The following is a 17,510-nucleotide window of genomic DNA, read 5'->3' on the forward strand; positions in this document are numbered from 1 at the left end:
GCCTATGCCGCAAAAGCCCGCACCGTTCATCCGCCAGACATTTACCGAAAAGGACATCAATCCCTTTCTGCCACCCGCCGAGCAACAGGCCATTCGCGAACGCCTGCGCAAGCTTCACACCGGCCGCATGTTTACGCCACAGTCCAAAGAGGGCACCATTATCTTTCCCGGCCTGGATGGCGGCGGCGAATGGGGCGGACCCGCCGTGGACCCGACAACGGGCGTGCTGTACGTCAACGCCAACGAGATGCCATGGATCCTGCACATGCTCGACGCCGAAAAGACCGAAGCCGCGGAGAACTACGGCATTGCCGGCCAGCGCCTCTACCGGCAGCATTGTATGGCGTGCCATGGCACCGACCGTCAAGGCAGCGGCAATTATCCTTCGTTGCTGGAGGTGAGCACGAAGTATACACCCCAGACCCTGGTGGAGTTTGTCAACACCGGGCGCCGCATGATGCCGGGCTTTCAGCACCTCAGCACGGAAGAGAAGAATGCCATCGCCGTATATATCCTCAACCTGAAAGAACGGCAGGAGGAGCCCTATGAGAAACAGCTGTCGCCGGCGGAGAAGTTTCGGAAGCTGCCCTATAACATTTCGGGATACAACAAGTTTGTAACGGCAACGGGCCTGCCCGCCATCGCGCCGCCGTGGGGCACGCTGACGGCCATCGACCTGAATACCGGCGAGCATGTCTGGAAGAAAGTGCTGGGAGAAGATGAAAGGATGAAGGCCCTGGGCGCTTCGATCACAGGAACCGAAAACTACGGCGGCCCCGTGGTAACGCAGGGCGGATTGTTGTTTATCGCTGCGACAAAAGACGGCAGGCTCCGCGCCTTTCACAAACGCACGGGTGCACTGTTATGGGAAGCTCCCTTACCGGCGCCCGGCTTTGCCACACCGGCCACATACGAGGTCAACGGAAAGCAGTATATCGTGATCGCCTGCGGCGGCGGAAAGCTCGGCACAACGTCCGCCGACTCCTATGTAGCGTTCGCGCTGCCTTAGTCTCCACCGCCACCGCATCCGCTGCAGCCACTTGAACAGCCGCTATCGCCGGAACATCCGCTATCGCCGGAGCTATCGCTGTCACCCCAGTCGCCGCCGGATTCATGGCTGTCGTGGTGATGGCCACCACTATCATGACGGTCACCATCGTAGAAATAGAAGGGCATGGTGGTCATTATGGCGTGATCGTCGTAGAGGATGGGGGCGGCCTGCTCAAATGCCGTGTCGAACTCTTTTAACAGCTCCAGTTCAATGCCCTGGAGCAGGAAGATATTTCCACCCAGTGCACGGAGAATCTCCGTGGCTTTCTGCTTGTCCGTTTTTAAGATAGTGGGAAGCGTCGCCTCCAGTTCCTGTATTTCCGTCGCCAGTTGATGTCGCTGGACAAAACCAAGTGACGTGTGGCGGAAGCTGCCCGCAAGCCAGTTCGTAAAAGGAACTTCAAAGAAACCGCCAAGCCGTGGGGATTGCATAACCGTTTTGCGGTAACGTTTATCCGAGAAGGCATTGTTCCGGGCAACTTTAATCATGTTTTTAAAGAGTACCTGTATACCCGGGCTTTTTAAAAAGATCTCCAGGAAGACGTGTTCATGTTCGCGTCTGGAATAATCCGCAAAATTCTGTCCGGCATGTACATACTTCTGTCCGGCATATGCATCCAATGTTTGTATGGGATCGTCGTTTTGCCCCTCCTGTGCGAGGTGCAGCCTGAGGACCTGTTTTACCAGCAGATCGACGAAGGTATACTTCAGCAATACCTGTAATGAAGCCTTTGACCCATCCTTTAGCAGAATCACCTCAGCAGGTGTGAGTTGAGATAAGATCATAAATATGGTTTTTTGATGATCCAGTGTTTTTGAATATCAACGCGTTGGAAGTTCGTGGCCTTGAATCGGACCGCCGCCGTCGGCCAGAGATCTGCGGGCGGTTCCATCTGAAACATATCGCGGTAACATTGCAGCGTGTCGTTATACCAGGCGGTAAACTGATCGCGTTGTGAGGCGCCACCCGTTGTAGGCCCGTGGTGTATTTCTTTCTGTAAGACCACGGCACAGAACTCTTTCCAATACGATCGTGTGTAGAGCAGATGCAGGTGCCATACCTGGTCTACTTCGTCGGAGGGTGTGAGCGGACTGTCGGTTGTGGCGACCAGGAACATAAACTTTTTATACTCTTCCACGGCCCGCAAGGCAAAGGTCTTTGACCAGCCGTTCTCCCGGGCCAGGCGATCACTAAAGGGCAACGCAGAAGCGTGATCATCCAATTCGAACTGCTGAATAACGGCCCAACGTTGACGTTCTGCTTCGGTCATAAAGGCGTATGAAAGCTTCGTAAAGCTAGCAATTTTTCAAAGGACGATAGGATGTTAAAAAAGCGATCTCTGGCGAATGGTACGCGAGAACGAATGCAGCCACCGGAGACTGCCTCCCGGGAGGCCCTACTCCGACCGCAAACTATTCACCGGTTTGGCCAGCGACGCCCGGATCGCCTGGTAGCTTACCGTAGTCAGCGTCAGCGCCATCACACCCAGTGCAGCGGCCGTGAACGTGGTCCACGAAAGCGTGATGCGGTACGGGAACTGTTGCAGCCAATCGTACATATAGTATACCGACAGCGGAAGGGCCAGGAACCACGAGATGACCACCAGCACGATAAATTCCTTCGACAGCAAATGCCAGAGATTTGCAACGCTAGCACCCAGCACTTTGCGAATGCCGATCTCTTTCGTGCGGCGCTCGGCGACAAACGACGACAGGCCGAAAAGCCCGAGGCACGAGATAAAGATGGCCAGGCCGGCAAATATACCCGCCAGCGTACCTACCCGCTGCTCCGCGTCCAGCTGGTCGGCATAAAGGTCGTCTACGAAGCGATAGTCGAACGGAGCCGACGGGTTATACTTGTTGAAGACCGGGGCGATCTTGGCCAGGGCTTCCTGTACGGGTACGTCGGGGTTGAGGCGGATCGTGATCGTGCCCATCCAGCCACGCATGAAAAAGATACACGGCTTCAGGGGCTCGTAGGGTGTTTGTGTTACCATGTTGTCTACGACACCGATGATGGTATACTCGCGGTCGCCGTGTTTGACGACCTCGCCGACCGGCGAGGGTTGTAAGTTCATGATCTCCGCCGCGCGGACGTTGACAATGGCAGCAGACGAGTCCGAGGGTATCTCGCGCGAGAAGTCGCGGCCTTCCCTGACCTTCCATTGTAGGGTCTCGCCAAATTCGGGACTGATCGTAACATTGAAGAAAAACTCCACCAGGTCGGGATCTTTTCCACGCCACTCGATGCCGGTGTTGTTGCCAAAGCGGGCGGCCGTCTGCGACGACTGTGCCAGATTCACGACGACACCCGTCTGCAACAGCTCGTGCCGCACGACGTCAAGCTGCTTCTGCAGCGCCTCGGTGCTGATCGGCACGGAGATCAACCCCTGACGATTATATCCCGCCGGACGATCCTTCGTAAATTGTATCTGCTGAAAGACAATGACCGTCCCGATGATCAACGTAATGGATACCGTAAACTGCACGACAACCAACACCCGCCGCGGCAGCGATGCCAAACGGCCGGCATTGAAAGTGCCCTTCAGCACCTTGACAGGCCTGAACGACGACAAGTAAAACGCAGGATAACTCCCTGCCAGCACACCTGTAAGCAACGTAAAGCCTAGTGTTATGCACCAAAAATTGATGTCGCTCCACGGCAGTGCGATCCGCTTGCCGGCCAGGGTATTAAAGAGCGGCAACGACAGTTGCGTAAGCATCAACGCCACCAGCAGCGCGCAGAATGCTGTCACGACCGATTCGGTCAGGAACTGGCTGATGAGCTGTCGCCGCACCGAGCCTATCGTTTTACGGATGCCTACTTCCTTGGAGCGTTTCTCGCTTCGCGCGGTAGACAGGTTCATGAAGTTGATGCATGCCAGCAGCAGCACAAACACACCGATCGTACCAAAGAGCCACACAAACTCGATCGCCCCACCGTCTTGCGCGCCGCTTTCGCTAAACTCGCCGTACAGGTGCATGCGCTCCATGGGGTAAAGCATGATCTCTTCCTGCCAGTAGGGAATGTGGGCAGTCGGAATGGTCTTGATCTGTTCGTTCAGCTGTGCAGCGTCCACGCCGTCCGCCAGTTGTATGACCAGCGAGCAGACGTGATTGTCCCATTCCGTCACGCCGGTGATCCAGTTGTGTTTATTTTCCCATGGCAGCATCAACCGCGTGGCGCCAAACGATGTGTTGCCCGGAAGGTCCTGGTATACACCGCCGATCGTCAGCTCCTGGTTGTCGTCCAGGCGCAGAAATTTGCCTACGGGATTGGCGTCGCCATACAACGCCTGGGCCAGGGAGCGGCTGATCAGCATCGTAGACGGGTCGCGCAAGGCCTGGCGGCTACCATGCAACATTTCCAGGGTCAGCATCTCGGGCAGCGAAGCTTCCGCCCAAATGCCCTGGCTGACGAGCTTCTTGTCACCATCGGCTACAATGTGATCGACGTTCCAGCCATACAGCGCCACGGCCTCGACCTTGTCGCGATAGTCGGTACGCAACGGTCCCGATACATTCGGAGCGATGACCATCCCGGTATAGGTCTTTCCCTTGTTGGTCTGCCGCATCATGACCTGCATGAGGCGTTCGTGATTCGCAAAGTGGTGATCGAATGAAAGCTCGTCGGCCACCCACAACCCGATCAGCATCGCCACCGCGATGCCCACGGCCAAACCCGAGATGTTAATAAAAGAATAGCCGCGGCCCTTTACCAGGTTGCGCCACGCCAGCGTCATATTGATCTTCCACATATAGCCAGGAGTTAGAGTTCGTTGTAAGGTGAGCGGCCGGACGATCCCCGGCCGGAAAAGCAATAGCACGTCGATCATGAACTGCCGCGAGGCACGACGCGCCCCCTGCTGCACCACCCGTTCGTGGTATACCTCCATCAGGTCGCCTTCGATATGGCGAAGCAACTGCGGGTCGCAGTACCAGCGAAAGAAGCGCAGAAAGAGATGCGGCGGCCGGGGCGTAGCGTTCATAGTACTAGCCCGAAATTTTGAAGGCGATCTTCGGAATGGCATTCCAAAGCTCTTCGCGCGTGCTGCGCGTATATTCCATCGCCCGTTTGCCCAGGGCGGTGATCTGCAAATACTTCTTCGGACGACCCGCCCGCTCTTCGGTTGCCTCACCATCAAACGAACGCAGGTAGCCCTTGTCTTCCAGCCGCTTCAGGGCCGTATGCAACGCCCCCATGCTCACCTTGCGGGAAAGCCGGGTCTCGATCTCCTTCTTGATGGACACGCCGTAAGCCTCGTTGTACAGAACACCCACGGTCAGCATGACGATCTCTTCAAACTCGCCCAGCTGGTATTTCTTCATGGCGACAGAATTATTTCCTAAACGTAGAATAATTATTGTGCCAGAATGATAAACACGCGCAGCATCCCAAAAACAGCACTACTCGCCCCTGCGTTCACCCTGCAATGGTCGATAACGAACAATCACCGGACGGTTTTCAGGTCTGGGCGCCTTCTATCGGATCCAGTGATGGGTGACATAACCTACTGTAACGTGGAATCCATTTTGAGAAACCATCGCACGCTCCGTAGTGCTGCACGAAATAGTATAATGGCGGGCATACGTCTGACCATCCTGGATCGGGTAATCCTTCGTCACGTAGGTATACATAAAAGGTTGCTGTACGGCATCTCCTGATCCAGGTTGCTGACTTGTCTGGTGCACAGTTTCAATCTGCCGGCGTGTTGCAACAGGAGGCAATCCCGATGGATCAGGACCGGCATCGGATCCCTCCACCTGTGCAGGCGGTTTGACTTCGTTATTTTTCATTACCGCATCCATATGATCCGGTTCGTTATCCTCTCCCGCTATTCCTTCATTCGATACGCCGGCCCGGCCTGGTTCGATACCCAGGATCTTCGCCGCCCCGGCGCGCTTTACCTGCTGCACTTCGCCATCGTCCAATGCAGCTCCAAAACAGATCCCTACCGTGAGCATCAGGCTATACCGCGCGTCCGGCGGCATCTGCGGCAACGCCACGTTCAACGTCGTCGCCGGCGATCCTTTCACCGCGGCATACCACGCCGATGATGCATGGCTGCATCCATACCGTTGCGTGTACCACGACGGCGGCTCGAACTTGTTGGTATAGGGATTGAATGCAAAGTCCGGTACAACGCCCACGGTGATCATGATGCTGAACTTAGCGTGTTTGTTGTTCGGAAAGAAGTTGATATCGCGTATCAACGCCGGTATCGCTACGTTGGCCGTACCGTTTTCCACATCGATCGACCAGGTAAGCGTACTGCGCACCATGGCATCAAATGTCGTATATTTATTGAGCTGAAAACCTTCCAGCAGCTTGGGGTGTTTGGAGAGCTCGATGGCCCGCCGACCGAGCGCGCTGGTAGCGTCCTGTTTCTGAATGAGCTTGAGCGATTTGTTGATGAAGCCGCTGAAATTATAGTCGGCCAGTGCCTTCATGGGATGCAGCATGTGCCGCACCTCCTTGCCCATTTTTGAGCAGCCGCCAAATTCACTCATATAGAGCCTCGGCACGGCAAATTTTGGCGATTTTTTGATAGTTTCCTTATTGGCACCGCCCTTGCGCCGAACAACGATCTTGTCGCTGCCTTGCATACGGTAAAAGGAAAGATCACCGAGACTGCCGGTGAATTGCAGTTCTTCCAAGAATGCCATAATAATAGAGTTATGTTGGTTAACGAAATAACTAGCTAACGCCGTCAGGGTCACAACGACTTCAGGCCATACTTCTACGAACAATATAGCAACTTCTAATAATATTAAGACATAAAGTTCAGAACATTAATTTTTATACTATAGATAACCCAGACCTATAAAGGTCTGGGTATAGTCTGGTGTATGAGCGCCTTATTACTGGGTTATCTCTATGATATATAAGAATTTGGCATAGCGTTAAGATAACGTTGTGTATGGATTGTGGATGATTGCTTCTATCCGGGGATAGGCCGGAAAGGAACGAGTGGTCTTTTCCGACCCGCGCCGCCTCTCTACCCCTGAATTTACGATAAATCCGGCGCGACCAGCTCTCTACCGGGCTTTCTGACCCGCCACGATCGCGTCCAGTGCACGCTGCATCCGGCCGGCCTGCTCGGGCAGTTTCCCGGCTAAATTTTGCTTTTCGCCCGGGTCGTGCTCCAGATCATAGAGCTGACCGGTGTTGGACAGGCCGTGCTCGATCTTTTTGTTGTCCATCCAGGTGGGCATCGGGCCGTTGAAGGGTTGGATATATTTCCACCGGCCTTCGCGTACCGATAGTGTAAACGACTCTTCGATCATCACCCGGCGGCCGGTGGTATCCTGACCCAGCCAGGCGTTCAGGTGATCTTCGCTGTCGATGTTTTGTACGGATGGCGCGTGCACCAACGCGGCCAGCGATGCCAGCAGGTCTACCTGCGTGAGCAACGCGTGGGATACACGGTGTTTGACCTGCGCGGGCCACCACACAATGGTCGGCACCCGTGTGCCGGCTTCGTAGGCGGAGTATTTTCCGCCGCGGAAGGCGCCGCCCGGAACGTGGTTGCCGATGCGTTGTACGGCCTGATCTTCATACCCGTCGTCCAGCACCGGACCGTTGTCGCTGGTAAAGACGATGAGCGTATTGTCGGCCAGGCCTTTTTGTTTGAGGGCGGCTACGATCTGTCCCACGACCCAGTCGACCTGGGCGATGGCGTCGCCGCGGGGGCCGAGCGTGCTCTTGCCCACAAAGTCGGCGTGGGGCATGCGCGGCACGTGTATGTCGTGGAACGAATAAAACAAGAAGAAGGGTTTGTCGCGTGCGCCGTCGATAAAGGCGAGGGCCTTCTCGTTAAATACATGCGGAAAGTCTTCGTCTACCCAATGTGCGCGGCGGCCGCCTTTCATAAAGCCGATGCGGCTCACGCCGTTTACGACGGTGTTGCTATGCTGCGGGTCGGCCTTCATCTTGAGTGAATCGGAGTGGACGGGTTCGGTCTCTTCCAGCGGTTGCTGATAGTTGACGGTAATGGGGTCGGCGGGATCGAGGTTTACGACGTTGCCGTTTTCGACGTATACGGTCGGAACGCGGTCGCCGGTGGCGGGCAACAGGAACGAGTAGTCAAAGCCCACTTCGTTGGCGCCGGGGGCGATGTGGTGGTTCCAGTCGATTTTGCCGCGGCCCCGCCCCAGGTGCCACTTGCCTACGACGGCCGTGGTATAGCCTGCCTCGCGGAGCATGCCGGGCAGCGTCTGGTGCGCGGTGTCGATCAGGAGGGGTGCGTCGCCGGGCAGGATGGCGGCTTTATTACGGAAGGCATACCGGCCGGTGAGCAACGAATAACGCGAGGGTGTGCACGTGGCCGCGCCGCAGTGGGCGTCGGTAAAGCGCACGCCCTGTCGTGCCAGCGTGTCGATGTGGGGTGTAGCGACACCGACCGCGCCGTAACAACCGACGTCGGCATAGCCCAGATCGTCTACATAAAAAACAATGATATTGGGTTTGGCGGCTGGCGGCGGTGTGGGCGATGCGCAGCCGGCGACCAGGGCGGTAAGCACGGCGAAGAACAGGACTGTGGTACGGCCGGTCGTGCGGGATAAAACGGATGTGTTCGAAGTAGTAGGACGTGTTTTCATGCTGGAAAAAATCGAAGATACAAAAAGATGCTTATGTGCGAGGGTTTGTATGGCAGCGGCACATCTTCCCCCTGCGATAGTCGCTTTCACACCGCGCGAGGGCTGACCGTTCTTCGGAGCTTTGTTCTATACAAACGACACGACCATGGACATCATACACCTCCCCCACGACATTCATCTGGTGGCTTTGCAGGCCACTTCGTTTCCCGACGGCATACCCGCGACCTTTGACAAGCTTAAAGAGATGCTGGGCAATATCCCCACGCAAGGATCCTATGGCGTATCGCATCCCGGCCCGAAGGGTCATATTGTATATTATGCCGCCGCGAGCCTGGCCAATGCCGCGCCAGGATTGCCGGGCACCGAGACCCTCACCATTCGCCAAGGATACTTTGTCGCGCTGCCCATCCGACAATGGCGGGAAAATATACAGGCCATTCCGACGACCTTTGATACACTCACGCAGCATCCGGATATCGACCCCCAAGGATATTGCCTCGAAGAATATAGCTGCGACACGATGCGCTGTATGGTACCGTTGCGCGCGGGCTATGTCCCGGTACAGCAAGGATCGCTCACCGATCGGATCACCGAGGTGCTGGACGACTTTTGCGGGACGCTGGACAAGTTTACGGACGCGCAGATCAACCAGGTGCCACCCGGTGGGGGTTGGAATGCCGGGCAGGTGGCGGAACACATCGCCATTTCCATCGAGGCGATCCCGGATGGGCATACGGCCCCGGCCAACCGCTTTATCGATGAGCAGGTGATCCCGATCAACGATATCTTCCTGGATTTCGAGGCCCGGTATACTTCACCGGATTTCGTGCTGCCCAGGCAGGAGACGCATGAGAAGGCAGCGTTGATCGGAACCTTGCGGGCGTTAGAGCGTAAGCACGTGCAGGCGGCATTGAATTCAGACCTGACGGAGCTGTGTCTGGACTTTGAGTTTCCGACGATCGGGTTTATGACGCGGTATGAGTGGCTGAACTTTTTTGTTGCGCATACGCAGCGGCATTTGCGGCAGTTGAAGAATGTTTATGCAGCGTTGAATGGTTGACTGACGGGGTACGGCAGTCACAGGCTGCATACAGTACCCGGCACTACCGATAGCTGTCGAGATCTCCGCTGCGCCGCTTAAACCTGCGCCAGATACGCTGTTACGCCCCGTCAGGGCTTTGTATCTCTGTGTTGCCTGTTCCCAGGCCTGCGCTGCCGCTCTGGCCTGGGCTATTATGTTGCGCCCCTTCGGGGCTGGCTGGGCTTATCTAAATACCCTTGCATAAATCATAAAATCGTCATCAATTTAGTCCGACGCTTGCTTTTTATGACGGTACCTTGCGCCAGGTGCTTCGGCGTGCTGCTTCTACCAAAGAAAAATCCCCAGGGGACTGGGGATTTTTATGTGTGATGCGAAGGGTCGGTTCCGGATGATATTCGGAGAGGATGTCGTGGAAGGAGCGATTATACAACGGACTTATATACTTTTCGGGTGTTGGGTGCTTCGGCAGCCAGGTATATGATGTGTGGGTACTGCCGTCTTCCAACTTGATCCATTGGACACGGTGGTTATCCACTGCGAAGTAGTGATTCAGGGCCGCGTTGCGGCGTTCGAGGTCCACATCCTTCTTGCGTACCTTTGTGATCATGTTTGGCTGAATGCGCAAAACAAAACGCCAGGGCTCCGTAAAGCGATAGACCACCCGCGAAGAGCGCAGTCGTGTGCTGTATACAGTCTCTTCTGAAAAGTATGTTCGTTCTTCCGGGGTCAGCTTTAGCCTCCAAAGTTGCCAGCCTTCCAATGTCGGCAAAGTATGCTCGCGCGGCACGTAGATCTTTTTGCCATACCGTCTGCGCTTGACCAAAAAATCCTTGCGGTGGCTATATTGCCTGACGTTGATCTTTGCCAACAGCTTTTCAAAGAAACCCGCCTGCTTGGTGCGTTTTATGTCGTCGCGCAGCACAAAGAAACGTACATAACCGCGTTGTATGGGTGGATTGAGCTCGTCCCAGCCCAGGTTATAGAGCTTGCGGCTGATGGCTTGCCACTCCCGCCCCAACTGCAACAGCTGTTTTTCATAGGCCTCCCTCGCCGCGCGCTTCCGGCGGCGTTCGCTTCGCAGGCGGATGCGGCCGTGGTAATCTTCTTCTATATCGTCTATTACTATGTCCATTGTTTAAAGGTTTTTAGTCCCGGGCCATGCGGACGACCCGGGGGTGAAAGATGCCTTCTACATTTACCAGTGTTGTCTGGCTGCTCATGACCAGTCCGATGTCCTTGTAGGCTTCGGGGGCTTCTTCGGCGCTGCCGCCGAGCAGCGTGACCTTTTCGCGTGCCAGCGTTTTGCGCAGGCTGCTCATGGTGATCGAGTTTTTGGCACGCTGGCGCGACAGTTGACGACCGGCACCGTGGGCGGCGGAGTTGAGCGAGGCTTCGTTGCCTTTGCCACTCACGATGTAGCCGGGTGTGGTCATGCTGCCGGGGATGATGCCCATGTCGCCGTATGCCGCCGGCGTTGCGCCTTTGCGGTGTACGATGTAGGTCTCGCCGTCGTGCAGGGTCTCCTGCCACGCAAAGTTGTGGTGGTTCTCGACGGTGTGCAGCACCGACAGGCCGAGGGCACGACACAGGTTGGCATGAATGCGGTCGTGACAGGCTTGCGCATAGGCACCGGCCAGGTTCATCGACAGCCAATACTCCTGCCCTGCTTCGCTATCGAGGTCGAGCCAGGCGAGCGATTTGGCTTCGCGCGGCAGGCGGCAACGGTCCATGGCGATGGCTGTATACTCCTGTGCGATGTTGGCGCCCAGGCTGCGGGAGCCGGAGTGCGACAGCAGTGCGCCATAGGTGCCCGCCGGCAATTGCAGGCGGTTGCCGGCTTCGACCGTGATGGTGCCGAACTCCACAAAGTGGTTGCCCGAGCCGGAGCTGCTCAGCTGGCGGACGGCCTTACCGTGCAGCTTGCGCAGCAGCGGGGTGCGTTGGAAGTCGGGATGGTCCAGCACGGCGTGGTCTTGCGGTGTGTCCAGGCTGCCGTCGTTGCCGAAGTGTGTCTCGGCGCCGAGGGCTTTCTTCAGCTCGTATACATGCCGGTCGATGTAGCTGCCGGGAACATCGAGCACGCTCAACGCCATGCGGCAGCCGATGTCCATGCCGACGCCGTACGGTATCACGGCCTGCCGGGTAGCCAGTACGCCACCGATAGGCAAGCCATAGCCTGCATGGGCGTCGGGCATGAGCGCACCTTTCACTGCGATCGGCAGGCGCATGGCCAGGGCCATTTGCTGCACGGCTCCCAGCTCGATGTGTTTGCTGCCAAACAGGTCGAAGTGCGCCGGTTCGTCGGCGAGGGTATAGGTATCGAACGTTTGTAGCGGTGGCGCCTTTGCTACGAGTTTTAGCGCCAGGATGCTCAAGGTGCTGTGACCGGTATAATTACCGGGGTTTTGCAGCACGTCGTTTATAATTGTCAGCTTCTCGTCGTTGGGTGTGTGCTTGAAGTGGCGGTTCATGATGTTTAGTGCCAGGCTTCGTGTCACATCCGTCGGGAAGTCGATGACCGCGAGGTCTTGTATGGTTAATTTTTGTTTGCCCATAGGGGTTATCAGGCCCGGGCTTGCACAAAGTGAGTACCGGTCCCGTTGTTACGAACAGGACAAGGCAATCGCTTTCCGGGTACACGCATGACAAAACAATGCGCATACGAACGGGCAGGCTTACAGCCAGTTTTTAGAATAATAATTTGTTAAAGGAAGAAAATACGGCAGTATATACCGGTAAGTGAGCTTACCGTTGCCGGATCGGGGCGATATGTAATTTCAGGGCAAACATAATCCTCTATAATTATAAGATGAGACAAGAGGTGAATTGCGTAGCAAAGGTACGCCGACTTTTTGAATTGTACATGCGGCGGCGGTATAAATCTTTTTTAGTCGTAGCGCAGCGAGCGGCTGGGATTGGTGCGGGCCGTACGCAGCGACTGCGCCGTGACCAGCGCCAGCGTGGTGATGACCAGCATTGCCGCGGGTATACTAAAAGACGTCCAGCCCCACGGCACATGATAGGCAAAACCTTCCAGCCAGCGATGCATTATACTATAGGCCACGGGCAGCGCCAGCACGATCGCTACTACCACCAGCGCCAGGTATTGCCGGCCGAGCAGCACGAGAATGTCGGCGACGGACGCGCCGAGCACTTTGCGTATGCCGATCTCGCGCGTGCGGCGCAAGGCGGAATAGGCCGACAGCCCCAGGATGCCGATGCTGCAAATGACCGCGGATACAACGGCCAGGATGGTCATGAGCTTGCCCGTGACGCGTTCGGTGCGGTAGAGATCGGCTATAGACTGATCGAGAAAGGAGATGCGCAGCACATCGTCGGGAAATGCCTGCTTCCACACGGTGGTAATCGCTTCGAGCGTTGCCCCGGTGTGCCCGGTCGACAGGCGAATGCCCACGTGGTTGAGCGCGGCGCGCAGCGGATAGATCGCCACGGGTTCGATGGTATGTTGCAGGGAACGGTGGTGGAAGTTTTGCACGACGCCGACGATGGTGGCCGTGAGGCCGGCATTATCCAGCACGATCTGTTTTCCCAGGGCATCCTCCGGGTGGGTGACGCTCAGCTTTTGCAGCAGGGTTTCGTTGACGAGCGTTTCCGTAGTGGAATCGTGTAGGGCGATGTTGCGGCCGGCGACAAGCGACAGGTTATAGGTTTCGAGAAAGCGATCGTCGGCCCAGCGGTCGCGTACGATAAACTCTTCCCACGCGGGGCGGTTGTCGTATTTGATGAAGCCGCCGTCTAACGATGCGGCCAGCGGGGCCTGGTGCTGCAGGGTGGCATCCTCCACGCCGGGGATATGCGTGAGGGCGTCGCGGAAGGCCTGGCGACGGGAGAGATCGGCTTTGGGCAGGCCTATCGTAATGACGGTGTTTGCCGGTACGCCGGCATGGTCTTCCTGCAGGAGGAAGTGCATTTGATGTAACATCACCCCGGTGGCCGTCATAAAAAGTAAGGCTACTGTATACTGAAAGCAGATCAGCGACTGTTGAAGCCATTGGCGTGTACCGCCCAGGGTACCGGTTTTTCCCGCGAGGGCGCGGATGGGATGAAAGCCGGACAACACAACGGCGGGGTAATACCCGGCGAGGAATGTCAGCGCCAGGCACGCGAGCAGTATGGCGGCGATCTTATCAAGCGTTGCCAGCTGCATCCATGTTAAGTCTGCCTGGAGCCAGATGTTGATCAGCGGAAGCGTGATATAGGCAGCGATCAGGGCCAGTACGGCGGATGTCGCCACGGTAACGCCTGTTTCTGTCATGAACTGGATGAACAGTTGGCGTTTGCTGCCGCCCAGGTATTTGCGTACGCCGATCTCTTTTGCACGCGGACCGGATTGGGCCATCGACAAATTGATGTAGTTGATGCAGACCAGGCCGGTCAGCGCCAGGGCCACGGCGGCCAGGATCCATAATACCGGCTTGCTGACAACGCCATCGTAGCGGGTATCAAAGTGTATATCGGCCAGCGGTTGCAGGCGGAATTGCCAGTGATGAAAATCGGCACCGAGGTATTTTGTCGCGAAGGCGGGCAACTGCGCTTCCAACGCAGCGGGTTGCTGACCGGCTTTTAGTTTTATAAAGGTCCAGTTGTTGCTGCCGATCCAGGTATAGTTCTGATCCTGGTAGTTGGGATTGATCACGTTGAGTGTAGGCAGGGAGACCAATACGTCGAAGTTCAGATCGGAGCGATCGGTGGGGTTGGCGAAGACGCCGGTCACGGTGAGATCGGCCAGGTGATTGATGTTAAGCGTACGGCCGACGGCATCGGCCGTACCAAAGTATTTGAGTGCCTGGCGTTGGGAGAGCACGGCGGTATTGGGCTGGGTCAACGCGGTGTGGCGGTTGCCGGCGATGAAATCGTGACGGAAGAGTTGGATAAACGCATTGTCCGCATAGGCGGCAACCCGGTCTTCCTGGTAGCGGTCGCTGCCGCCGGGGGTTGTGATGGCAATGGTCGGCGCCGTGTAGAACCGCATACAAAAGGCTGCCGCTTCTACGGCGCTATAGTCTGTCTGCAGCGCATGGCCCAGCGGCAACGATGTACCTTCTTCATGCTCGATGGTGCCGGCGGGTGTATGAATGTCGAGCACGACGCGGTAGAGTCGTTCGGCATCGTGGTGATGCCGGTCGGTCCCGAGGTGGCTGCCGACATAGAGATACACCAACAGGCTGCACAACATACCGAGCGAGAGGCCCGCGATGTTGATGCCGGTAAACCACTTGTAGCGAACTTGCAGGCGGAGCGCGATCTTGAGGTAATTCATAGCGCCGATCAATATCGGTGCTTTTTTGTTTTGATCCTATTCAAGCGCGCCTACACGATGATGGTGCGCGCTTTTACCGGTGTGCCAACGTGCGCGCGGGATTTTTCCACGAGGCTATGATGCAGGGGTAGGCTACGGCCGCCAGCGTAATGCCCAGCAGTGCGACCAGCGGCCCGCCGAAGTCCACGACGCCGGGCGTGATGGCAAAGGCAAAGTTCTGCAGCCATTGCTGCATGGCATAAAACGTGACGACGCTGCCCAGTGCCGCGCTGATCAGTACGATGCGCACATACCGCGCGGTGAGCCAGGTGACGACCTGCGCGGTGCGTGCACCAAAGACCTTGCGTACGGCGATCTCACGGGTGCGGTACTGAACGTGGTGCGCCGCCAGTGCAAAGAGGCCCGCGCAGGCGATCACCACGGCGATGGCAGCAAAGGCCTGGACGGCGGTTTCAAAACGGTCAATGACCGCATACTGTTTATCGTACGATGTTTTGATGAACTCATATTCAAACGGTGCATCGGGAAAGAGGGCTGCCAGCGCGCGTTTTGCGCCGTCGATGGCCGCGGCGTCGTATCCCGGCTTCACCTGCAGTGTGGCAAAGCCGCCGGGGGTCGGGTTGTAACATAAGACCAGCGGCTCGACGATGGTCTGTAAATACTGATGGTTGTAGTTTGTGCATACGCCTACCACCTCATACTCCTGGCGCCGCCAGCGTATGCGTTGGTGAAGCGCTTCGGCGGGGGTGGAGAATTTCAAAATACTGAGCGTGGCTTCGTTGATGATGACGGCTTCCGCTTCGGTGGAAAAGGCATCGGAGAACGGACGACCTGCTAACAGCTGAACGCCGTATGTGCGCAAGAAGTCCTGATCGACCTCGAGCTTGAAGACGTTGTTGTCGTCGATGGACGGCCCGTCTATACGGCGTGCGTATCCCGACTCGTTCAGTTTCATGCCGGGCACGGCGGAAGCAAAGGAGACGGACCGGATGAAGGGATAGGCCTGCAGGTGCGCTTTGTAGGCTTGCACGCTGCCGGCATAGGTAGAATCTGTCGTGCCCGGGCTGCGTACAACGATGCGGTTGTCGAGGTCAATGCCGAGATCGGCATGTTTCATAAACCGCACCTGGCGCCCCACGATGACGGCACTGGATACCACCACGAACGCCACGACAAATTGAAAGTATACCAGTCCGGCTTTCATGCCTGTGCCGTGCGACGAACGCGCCAGCCGGGCACCCAACGCCTGTATGGGCTGTGCCGAAACGAGGAGCGCCGGGTAAAGGCCGGTGACGGCACACCCTGCGACAATGCTCAGGCCGGTAATCCAGGTATAGCGCATGTCCTCCGCGAAGGGCATCGGCAGGTCGATGCCCAGCCATGCTTCTACCGAAGGATGTATCAGCAATAGTATCAACACGCTGAGGGCGACGCTGACGATATGGATCACCACCGACTCGGCCAGAAACTGTACCACCAGGTGCGCGCGGGTAGAGCCCAGGATCTTTTTGATACCGATCTCATTGGCGCGCTCCAGCGATCCTGACAGGAACATGTTGACGTAGTTCACCCATGCCATGGCGATGATGGCATAGGCAATGACGGTGAGGAACAGGAGGTGTTGTGACGAGATGCCGGCGGAGAGCTCTTCGCGCAAGCGCGAGTGCAGGTGTATGTCGCGGAGCGGTTGAAAGAAGATGGAGATGTGATGATCGTCTCCGTAGAGCTTGTGTAACAACGGCTTGGTGTCGGCGGTGAGCAGGCTGTTGCCGGCCTGCGGTGTGCTGCGGACGTAGGTATAAAACTGGCTCCAATATTTGTTCGCATCGAGCTGTGCCGTCTGGATCGTAGCAAAGGAAATGAGGTAGTCGAACTGGATGTGGCTGTTGGCGGGGATGTCTTGCAGCAGTGCTGTGACGGTATAGCGGGCGCGTTCGCTGTTGTCTATCTCCAGGGTTTGTCCGAGGATCTCTTCCGGCGCGGCGGTGCCGAATATTTTGGCGGCGAAGGCTTGCGTCAGCGCGATGGTGTAGGGCTGGGCGAGCGGGTAACGATCGCCGTGTTGTATGGGGAACGAGAACAGCTGTAAAAAGGCGCTGTCGGCGTAAAAGCCGTTTTCGGCACTGGCGTTATAGCGGATGCGGTCGTTGACGCGGTGTGTGATCGTGGTGTAGGCCTTGATGATATTGACGGGTACAAAGCGTGTATAGGCTTCAACGGTGGAAAGCTCTTCTTTCAAGACCGGGCCCATGGCCGGTACATTTCCTGCATAGCGGCTCGAATTGTTGCCGGTGTAGTCGGTTTCGCCCCAATCGAACGCGACGCGGTAGAGATCTTCGCCGCGAGTATGGAAGGTGTCATAGCTTCGTTCGAACACGATGTATTGCATGATCAGCAAAAAGCTGACGAGGCCCACGGCCAGGCCGGCGATGTTCAGCAGGGCATAGCCCTTGCGCCGTGCGAGGTTGCGCCACGCGAGCTTTACAAATACCATGTTTACAATTTCGTGGGGTTTCTTCATAGTATACGGGTGCT

Annotated in this window: 12 protein-coding genes; 2 read left to right on the forward strand and 10 right to left on the reverse strand. The window is 56.7% G+C overall.

Annotated features, from left to right (window positions below; translation table 11 throughout):
* A partial coding sequence (locus KK078_RS25325) for a c-type cytochrome (protein WP_254093131.1) occupies positions 1-1,009 on the forward strand: 1,009 nt, incomplete at its 5' end.
* On the opposite strand, the gene KK078_RS25330 is transcribed toward KK078_RS25325, so the two are convergent.
* From KK078_RS25330 to KK078_RS25355, 6 genes are all read right to left on the reverse strand, one after another.
* The gene (locus KK078_RS25330) at positions 1,006-1,836 is read right to left on the reverse strand and encodes a hypothetical protein (RefSeq protein WP_254093132.1); all 831 of its coding nucleotides are present in this window, start codon (positions 1,834-1,836) and stop codon (positions 1,006-1,008) included. The two genes, KK078_RS25325 and KK078_RS25330, sit on opposite strands and share 4 nt — an antisense overlap.
* Positions 1,833-2,321, reverse strand: a complete 489-nt coding sequence (locus tag KK078_RS25335) for a glycine-rich domain-containing protein (RefSeq protein ID WP_254093133.1) — start codon at positions 2,319-2,321, stop codon at positions 1,833-1,835. The genes KK078_RS25330 and KK078_RS25335 overlap by 4 nt, the downstream gene beginning before the upstream one ends.
* A 126-nt stretch (positions 2,322-2,447) precedes the next feature.
* Positions 2,448-5,039 (reverse strand): ABC transporter permease, encoded by a 2,592-nt coding sequence (locus tag KK078_RS25340; protein WP_254093134.1) that lies wholly within the window; start codon positions 5,037-5,039, stop codon positions 2,448-2,450.
* Positions 5,040-5,043: 4 nt separating this feature from the next.
* Positions 5,044-5,379, reverse strand: coding sequence for a PadR family transcriptional regulator (locus tag KK078_RS25345; RefSeq protein ID WP_254093135.1), 336 nt, complete (start codon positions 5,377-5,379; stop codon positions 5,044-5,046).
* A 153-nt stretch (positions 5,380-5,532) separates the two neighbouring features.
* Positions 5,533-6,717 carry a hypothetical protein gene (locus tag KK078_RS25350; RefSeq protein WP_254093136.1) on the reverse strand — a complete coding sequence of 395 codons (1,185 nt, stop codon included), beginning with the start codon at positions 6,715-6,717 and terminating at the stop codon, positions 5,533-5,535.
* Between the two features lie 372 nt (positions 6,718-7,089).
* Positions 7,090-8,652: a sulfatase family protein gene (locus KK078_RS25355; protein ID WP_254093137.1), complete on the reverse strand. Its 1,563-nt coding sequence runs from the start codon at positions 8,650-8,652 to the stop codon at positions 7,090-7,092.
* Between the two features lie 145 nt (positions 8,653-8,797).
* Here KK078_RS25355 and KK078_RS25360 point away from each other — a divergent pair, with 145 nt between their 5' ends.
* Entirely contained in the window at positions 8,798-9,712 is a 915-nt protein-coding gene (locus KK078_RS25360) for a DinB family protein (protein WP_254093138.1), read from the forward strand.
* A 265-nt stretch (positions 9,713-9,977) separates the two neighbouring features.
* Here KK078_RS25360 and KK078_RS25365 read toward each other — a convergent pair whose 3' ends face one another.
* The 4 genes from KK078_RS25365 to KK078_RS25380 all read right to left on the reverse strand — a co-directional run bounded on the left by KK078_RS25365 (position 9,978) and on the right by KK078_RS25380 (position 17,496).
* Positions 9,978-10,826 carry a hypothetical protein gene (locus tag KK078_RS25365; RefSeq protein WP_254093139.1) on the reverse strand — a complete coding sequence of 283 codons (849 nt, stop codon included), beginning with the start codon at positions 10,824-10,826 and terminating at the stop codon, positions 9,978-9,980.
* Positions 10,827-10,839: 13 nt separating this feature from the next.
* Entirely contained in the window at positions 10,840-12,249 is a 1,410-nt protein-coding gene (locus KK078_RS25370; protein ID WP_254093140.1) for an RtcB family protein, read from the reverse strand.
* Between the two features lie 332 nt (positions 12,250-12,581).
* The gene (locus tag KK078_RS25375; protein ID WP_254093141.1) at positions 12,582-14,975 is read right to left on the reverse strand and encodes an ABC transporter permease; all 2,394 of its coding nucleotides are present in this window, start codon (positions 14,973-14,975) and stop codon (positions 12,582-12,584) included.
* A gap of 73 nt (positions 14,976-15,048) precedes the next feature.
* Positions 15,049-17,496: an ABC transporter permease gene (locus KK078_RS25380; RefSeq protein ID WP_254093142.1), complete on the reverse strand. Its 2,448-nt coding sequence runs from the start codon at positions 17,494-17,496 to the stop codon at positions 15,049-15,051.
* Positions 17,497-17,510 lie beyond the last annotated feature (14 nt).

Origin of the sequence: Dawidia soli, from assembly GCF_018598185.1 — a bacterium.
Lineage (GTDB): Bacteria > Bacteroidota > Bacteroidia > Cytophagales > Cyclobacteriaceae > Ohtaekwangia > Ohtaekwangia soli.

Bases quoted from the DNA above. Each gene is read 5' to 3' on its own strand.
- KK078_RS25330 (WP_254093132.1), bottom strand. From the start codon at position 1,836: ATGATCTTATCTCAACTCACACCTGCTGAGGTGATTCTGCTAAAGGAT.
- KK078_RS25335 (WP_254093133.1), bottom strand. From the start codon at position 2,321: ATGACCGAAGCAGAACGTCAACGTTGGGCCGTTATTCAGCAGTTCGAA.
- KK078_RS25340 (WP_254093134.1), bottom strand. From the start codon at position 5,039: ATGAACGCTACGCCCCGGCCGCCGCATCTCTTTCTGCGCTTCTTTCGC.
- KK078_RS25345 (WP_254093135.1), bottom strand. From the start codon at position 5,379: ATGAAGAAATACCAGCTGGGCGAGTTTGAAGAGATCGTCATGCTGACC.
- KK078_RS25350 (WP_254093136.1), bottom strand. From the start codon at position 6,717: ATGGCATTCTTGGAAGAACTGCAATTCACCGGCAGTCTCGGTGATCTT.
- KK078_RS25355 (WP_254093137.1), bottom strand. From the start codon at position 8,652: ATGAAAACACGTCCTACTACTTCGAACACATCCGTTTTATCCCGCACG.
- KK078_RS25360 (WP_254093138.1), top strand. From the start codon at position 8,798: ATGGACATCATACACCTCCCCCACGACATTCATCTGGTGGCTTTGCAG.
- KK078_RS25365 (WP_254093139.1), bottom strand. From the start codon at position 10,826: ATGGACATAGTAATAGACGATATAGAAGAAGATTACCACGGCCGCATC.
- KK078_RS25370 (WP_254093140.1), bottom strand. From the start codon at position 12,249: ATGGGCAAACAAAAATTAACCATACAAGACCTCGCGGTCATCGACTTC.
- KK078_RS25375 (WP_254093141.1), bottom strand. From the start codon at position 14,975: ATGAATTACCTCAAGATCGCGCTCCGCCTGCAAGTTCGCTACAAGTGG.
- KK078_RS25380 (WP_254093142.1), bottom strand. From the start codon at position 17,496: ATGAAGAAACCCCACGAAATTGTAAACATGGTATTTGTAAAGCTCGCG.